This is a genomic window from Vibrio sp. 10N.222.49.C12, from assembly GCF_041475025.1.
Classification (GTDB): domain Bacteria; phylum Pseudomonadota; class Gammaproteobacteria; order Enterobacterales; family Vibrionaceae; genus Vibrio; species Vibrio crassostreae_C.
The window spans coordinates 1-5150 of sequence record NZ_JBFRVF010000138.1 but is presented as its reverse complement, the minus strand read 5'-3'; the positions used below and the strand labels follow the sequence as shown (position 1 = coordinate 5150).

Annotated in this window: 4 protein-coding genes; all 4 read left to right on the top strand. The window is 40.0% G+C overall.

The window, feature by feature from the left end; translation table 11 throughout:
• Positions 1–58: 58 nt before the first annotated feature.
• The 4 genes from AB4583_RS21350 (at position 59) to AB4583_RS21335 (ending at position 5118) form a co-directional block, all read left to right on the top strand.
• Positions 59–1231, top strand: coding sequence for a patatin-like phospholipase family protein (locus AB4583_RS21350; protein ID WP_017060058.1), 1173 nt, complete (start codon positions 59–61; stop codon positions 1229–1231).
• A 17-nt stretch (positions 1232–1248) separates the two neighbouring features.
• The gene (locus AB4583_RS21345) at positions 1249–1674 is read left to right on the top strand and encodes a hypothetical protein (protein ID WP_017060059.1); all 426 of its coding nucleotides are present in this window, start codon (positions 1249–1251) and stop codon (positions 1672–1674) included.
• A 641-nt stretch (positions 1675–2315) separates the two neighbouring features.
• Entirely contained in the window at positions 2316–4007 is a 1692-nt protein-coding gene (locus AB4583_RS21340; protein WP_372119279.1) for a cation:proton antiporter, read from the top strand.
• A 760-nt stretch (positions 4008–4767) separates the two neighbouring features.
• Positions 4768–5118 (top strand): hypothetical protein, encoded by a 351-nt coding sequence (locus tag AB4583_RS21335; RefSeq protein ID WP_017069615.1) that lies wholly within the window; start codon positions 4768–4770, stop codon positions 5116–5118.
• The last annotated feature ends 32 nt before the right edge of the window (positions 5119–5150 follow it).

The following is a 5150-nucleotide window of genomic DNA, read 5'->3' as shown; positions in this document are numbered from 1 at the left end:
TTCTTTTGATTAAACAGAGTTTCTGAATCATTTTAGAGAACATTAAATGAGCCTAATTATGAACCGTCTAATTTCCTCGGGTTTTACCGTTGCTTTGTCATTACTTGTAGTGGCATGTAGCTCACCCCACACGTTGGATGTACGCGTACACAAAGACAATTACAAAGAAGTGGTTGTAGAAGAAGCGATATCAGTAAAAGAGCCATTGCGTATGTGGGCGAGTGAGAACCCAGACTTCTTATACTCTCCAATCGATCAAACAACGCCAATTAAAGTGTCAGGTGAGCAACTAAATATCTTAGCTTTGTCAGGAGGCGGCGCGAACGGAGCCTTTGGAGCCGGTATTTTGATAGGGCTGGAAGAATCTGGCCAATTGAAAGACTACTCAATAGTTACTGGCATCAGTGCAGGAGCGCTAATGGCACCATTTGTATTCATCGGCGGAGATGCATTTCCGAAGATGAAGGAGGTGATGTTAAACATCAATGACAAATCAGTGCTCGGCAAAAAGAACTTTTTAAACACCGTGTTTAAAGATGCTTTTACTGACGGTAAAAACTTGAATCAATTTATCGCTCAGGCGTTCCCTGAACCGATGATCGAGCAAATTGCTGCGCGACACCGCAACGGTAAGCGTTTGTTTATTGGTAGCACACACTTTGATTCTGGAGAGCTTGTCATTTGGAATGTGGGCGCAATTGCAAATAGTGACATGCCAGATAAGTCTGAACTTATATATAAGGTTTTAGCAGCAAGTGCTTCTATTCCTGGAGTCTTCCCACCGCAGTTTATCAATGTGAAGTACGAAGGTAAAAGTTATGAAGAACTTCACGTCGATGGTGGTTTAGCCGCTCAAGTATTTTTCAATCCATCTAACTTCGACTATCAGCAGATCTCAGATGCTCTTGGGTTAGAAAAACCACCACAGCTCGATGTTATTCGAAATGGAGCACTGAAAGCGCCGTACCACTCGCTGAGAGATAAGGGTCTAGATTTAGTAGCAAAGAGCGTATCAAGCCTGACTCTTGCTCAAACACGTGGTGATTTATATCGAATGAAATACATCTGTGAAATCAACAACATTGATATGCAATTTACTTACATCGAGCACGACTTTGGTTACGCCAAACGAACCAAAGACATGTTTGATGAACACTATTTATTAACCATATACGAATATGGTTATCACAAAGCAACTCAGGGCAAACCTTGGGTAACAGAATTACCTTAATTTAGGGATATCGTAAAATGAATAAAACAGCTTTAGCGCTACTTATCATGGCAACGTCTAGCGCTGCCATGGCACAAAATGTGACCTCAATGGAACAGCAAAAAGTCGATAACGACATGCTACAACTGGCCGACGTTCAACAAGAAGCGGCGTTGTTCATGGTTGAAGAAAATTCAGACTACGTGGAGATTGACTACATTGGTCAGTGGGTTGACGTGAACAATTACGTCACACACAAAGAAGCTAAAGAACGCCAGCTTCAAAAGACCACCAAGAAATACATTTACTCGCAAACAGGTGAAACTCTAGAATCCATCGAGCAGCGAATTGCTGAGCATATTCAAGTGGACCAACCTAGATATTTCAGTGTCGATGTTTACCGTAATTACCACGGTGATTCTGGGGACTTTAACTATCTAGCTCGAGTTATCGAATACATTTAAGTTATTCGTTTGACATCAACGATAAAACCTACTCAGTTGGAGTATACAGTAAAAAATATGTCTATTTGCGTGTGAGTGAGTGACAGCCCCTTACTGGCAATGCTTCTTTTGGATCTATAAAGCGTACATACTATGTATAATGGTGTGTACGCTTTTTTATCCCTGAAGGCTTAGCAAGGCGATGGTCTCACTGCGTGAAGACCATCATCCTGCCAAAAGGGTATTTAAGGGAATGATGGTAAAGTAAAATAATAAAGCCACTCCTGACGCTCGCACAGCTCACTACTCGCTAGGCATTTATGATTTTTCTTGACCATCCGCTGAAACACGTTTTTGGACAGAAGTGAGTTGCGAACTAAAACACTCTCTGACTTTTCGGTTTTCTAAGGTATTTCAACCATGCGACCAGCAGACATGGAGGTGGCCAAATTCACTTATCCACTACAGTCCAGTTCCGCTGGTTCAGATCACTAGCTTATTTCGATGATTTTACCGCGAGTTCAATGGACGGGTTAAATCCATCAAATGCGAGTTAGATTTGTCATGTTGCTCACCTATAATGACTTTGCACACTTTTTCGTGCCGTGTATTTACATCCCCAGTTTTCAAGATAAATACGCATTATATTTAATGAGATATAAATGGATACTTATTTACTTCCTGCAATAACTGCTCTGTCAATTATCACCCTAAGTGTTATCTTTTTCTCCCGTATAGGTATGGGAACCATCGTGGGTTTTATCGTTGCCGGAATCTTACTTGGCCCTAATACTCCTGGTCCTATTGCTGCAACAAACATTGAAGCAATTCAGAGTATTGCAGACTTTGGTGTGGTGCTATTTCTATTTACCCTTGGCTTAGAGATGAAACCCAAGCAACTTTGGAATATGAAAAAATCTATTGCTATCCAGGGTATTGGGCAAGTATTAATCACATCGGTCATATTTTCATTTCTGGGTACTCTAGTCGGCTTAACATGGGAAGTTGGTTTTGTTATTGGTGCGATATTCTCACAATCCTCTACAGCTGTGGTGATGACCCTTCTTGAAGAAAAGAGGCAGCTAAACAGCCCTCATGGTAAAAACATCTTCTCCAATTTGATGGCCCAGGATATGAGTATTGTGCCGATAATGGCATTAATCCCGATGCTAGCTCATCAACAAAACACACATGACCACTCATTACTTTATAGCGCGCTGATGGCAACCGGTTTACTGGCTACTATTTTTCTCATTGCTCGTTATATATTGCCTTTTTGCTTAAAAATTTGTGTATTTAACGACAACAAAGAAGGTTTCTCGTTATGCCTATATATGACAATTTTTATAACAGTGTGGCTTTCAACCACTGCTGGCATGTCTGAAACATTAGGGGCATTCGTGTTGGGTATGCTGTTATCCACATCTGATTTTAAGTTCATGCTAGAAGAAGTTGTGTCGCCATTTAAAAAAGTATTAATGAGCCTGTTTTTTCTAGCCGTTGGTATGTCGATACAACCAAACATCATTTTTGATGATTTAGGCAATATATTGCTATGGCTATCAGCGGTATTAATAGTTAAAACCATTGTGTTCATTGTACTGGCTGTGATCGATGGCAAAGGTTTGCCTATCGGAATTAAAACCGGCTTTGCATTAAATCAAGTCGGGGAGTTTGCCTTTGTGTTACTGGGCGTAGCGACTACCTCAGGGGCGTTAGATACCCATAGTGCACCGGTGGGTTTTATTATTATCAGTATCAGTATGGTCATCACCCCTTTAATGAATAACCTTGGTAACAAGCTTGTCAAACGGTATTTATCTAGCACAATAACCGACGGTAACAATACCCCTATATTAGATAATGAGCTCATTATTATTGGTCTAGATGAGGTTGGACGCTTAATTGCTTTATTAGCCGAACGCGCAGGTATTAGTTACACCGCTTTTGACAATGACTATGAATGTGTAAAAAGAGGCAAGTCATTGGGATTAAATGCTCATTATGGGGATATTCTTAATCGTGGCATTCAAGATAAAGCCCGTTTAACCGAGGCCAAAGCAGCATTTATTTCGATTACCAGTTCGTCACTACTCAAAGAGATTGCGTTAAAATTAACCCAATATGAACACTTAGATATTTACGCACAAACAAATACGAGGGAAGATGAATTGTTTTTAAAACAAAATGGGATTAAATATGCCGATTCCATTTATATAGAAAGTACTTTGCAAAGAGGTAAAGAACTATTAGTTAATTTTGGGTTTTCAGAGCAAGACGTCACTACCTTGATTAATAAAATCCATGAAGACATGAAACAGAAAAAAGATGATAGCCTAACAAATAAGGATTAAACGCTGCGAAGCCCTGAGGAATTCCAGGGTAAGATAGCGAACGTTTTTTGAACACTTAAGTCGATCGATTTGAAGATCAACCGTCATTCCGCAGCTAGTTCCAGATTTAAATTAGTGTGATCTAGCGATCATTAACTCATTGCGTGAAGTGGAAACACTGGTCAGGTACATAGAGGTATACCAACAACTCTCATATGGGCAAGCTCTAGCTGATAACGTTATATTCGGATACCGATTACTTAGACTGTTTGGAGTCATACTCTTTTGCTTGAACAAACAGATAGCTAGCTCGCTTACTCGTTCAAGATCTGATGCAAAACAGCTTGCTGAATACTTTGGTGAACATCAAATAGTTCCCATCCGAGAAGGGGCACTTGATGCCGAACACCATCAAGTAGTTCTTACAATGATCGCGCAAGAATGCTTGTATAACTCAGACCTCTTTGAGCCTAGTGATGAGCACCATGACTCAGAATGGCAACACTTAATAGAGGCCTACTTCCGTGTAGCAGACTTTCCTCCTAGAAAAGGTGCGCGTACGAAAATCGTAGTGGAAGCAATTCAAACCCTCAATCTAATGTAAATCATATAAAACATGGCGATTTAGGCTAATTCCTAAGTCGCTTTTTTGTCCCAAACCTTGCTGAATTACCACTCAATATAGTATTGTCGCAATTTGTGCTTCGCTTTGATGAGTGCACCCTAGCTTAGATATTGAGTTAGATTTTTCTGTGAGTAATATAGGCCACCGAAGAACTAGATGAATAAAGTCAAGTCGATCACAAAGTTACGTTTTATTAAAAAGAAGCTTCACTTGCTTTATCAACAGCATAAGTTAGAAAGGACACTTTATGAGCAGTATGTCATAGAGTTTTCCACTCTCACCAAAAAGGCACAACTAGGTTCGCTAAGTGCTGAAGATTATCACACTATTTCAACTTATTTTAATGCCTTTTCAAATTACTCCAATCGTTTAAAAAAGAAGAAACCATCGAAAAAACAACGAAATAAACGCCTTAATGCTAAATCACCAAGAACTAATGGAAAACCTCAGTGCTCAAGAGAGCGCTCTACAAATAGTTGGGTATCCGTTGTCGGTGGGTATAGATAGAGTTATGTGCGCGGCGTTGTTGCCTAAATTAG